This is a genomic window from Weissella sp. DD23, from assembly GCF_001579105.1.
Lineage (GTDB): Bacteria > Bacillota > Bacilli > Lactobacillales > Lactobacillaceae > Weissella > Weissella cibaria.
The window spans coordinates 37,645-39,339 of the sequence record NZ_KQ970395.1 but is presented as its reverse complement, the minus strand read 5'-3'; the positions used below and the strand labels follow the sequence as shown (position 1 = coordinate 39,339).

Genomic DNA, 1,695 nt, shown 5'->3' with positions numbered 1-1,695 from the left:
AAGAGTTCGGCGGACCAGAGATGCCAGGGGTCGGCTTCGGAATCGGTTTGGAACGTTTGATGTTGCTGCTTGAATCAGAAGGGGCAACGTTGCCTGAACAAGCACCGCTTGATGTGTACGTTGCCAACACGGGTGACGGGACTGATGTGGTTGCCATGCAAATGGTCCAAGCGGTTCGGTCATTTGGCTACAGTGCTGAGCGTGACTACCAAGATCGTAAGTTAAAGGGCCAATTCAAGTCGGCTGATCGACTTGGTGCCCGCTTTATGATTACGATTGGTGAGCGTGAGTTGGCTGAACAATCAGCTAATTTGAAGAACATGACGACTGGTAAGGAAATTACGGTGAAATTGGCCGAATTATACACTGGTTTGCCAGAATTTATTGAAGACGAAGAAGTTACAGAAGAGGATTAAGAGATATGAAGCGTACAAACTATGCAGGCTTGATTGATGAAGCTTACCTTGATCAAACCGTCACGTTGCAAGGATGGGTGCAGAAGCGCCGTGATTTGGGTGGCTTGATTTTCGTTGATTTGCGTGACCGCGAAGGAATCGTACAATTGGCCTTTTCAGAAGAGATTAACGCTGATGCATTGGCGGTTGCCGAAAAGATGCGTTCAGAGTTTGTGATTGAAATTGAAGGGGTGGTTCGTTCACGTGCAGAAGGCGCTGTTAACGACCACTTGAAGTCAGGTAAGATTGAAGTTCAAGTGGCCAAGGCAACCATTTTGTCTGAAGCGAAGACAACACCATTCTATATTGAAGATGACATCAACGTTTCTGACGAATTGCGTTTGAAGTATCGTTACTTGGATTTGCGTCGTCCTGAGATGCAAAAGAACTTGCGTATCCGCTCAAAGATTACGGCGGCCACGCACGAATTCTTGGATGCCAATGGGTTCATCGATATTGAAACGCCATATTTGGCCAAGTCAACGCCAGAAGGTGCGCGTGATTACCTGGTACCTTCACGTGTGTATCCTGGTTCATTCTATGCTTTGCCACAATCACCACAATTGTTTAAGCAATTGTTGATGGGCGCAGGCTTCGACCGTTACTATCAAGTTGCGCGTGCCTTCCGTGATGAGGACTTGCGTGGTGACCGTCAACCAGAATTTACCCAACTTGACGTTGAAACGTCATTTATGACGCAAGACGAAATCATGGCTTTGGTTAACGAATGGGTTGCCGCAATCATGAAGAAGACGGTTGATGTCGAGCTGAACACGACTGAAATTCCAGTATTGGACTATGCTGATGCCATGGCCCGTTTCGGAACTGACAAGCCTGACATGCGTTTTGGCATGGAATTGCAAGATTTGTCAGACCTGATGGCTGACTCAGAATTTGGTGTCTTTGCAAACGCGGTCAAGAATGGTGGTCAAGTTAAGGCAATTGTTGTGCCTGGTGGGGCCGACAACTACTCACGTAAGGATATCGACAAGATGGCCCAATACATCGAACGTTTCGGTGCGAAGGGATTGGCTTGGTTGAAGATTACTGATGAAGGCATTACGGGACCAATCGCCAAGTTCTTGACAGCCAAGGGCGATGCGTTGTTAGCACAAACTGAAGCGCAGGCGGGTGATTTGATTTTGTTCGCTGCAGATTCAGCAAATGTTGTTTCAGCAACATTGGATGCTTTGCGTCGCATGACTGCTAAGGAAATGGGCTTGATTGATGACACCAAGTG

The 1,695-nt window shown here is 47.3% G+C and carries 2 protein-coding genes; both read left to right on the top strand.

All coding sequences use genetic code 11. From position 1 onward, the window contains the following. A partial coding sequence (locus WEIDD23_RS08855) for a His/Gly/Thr/Pro-type tRNA ligase C-terminal domain-containing protein (protein WP_242865486.1) occupies positions 1–416 on the top strand: 416 nt, incomplete at its 5' end. 5 nt (positions 417–421) lie between these two features. Continuing rightward, the coding region (gene aspS, locus WEIDD23_RS08850) for an aspartate--tRNA ligase (protein ID WP_242865485.1) at positions 422–1,695 on the top strand (1,274 nt) is incomplete at its 3' end.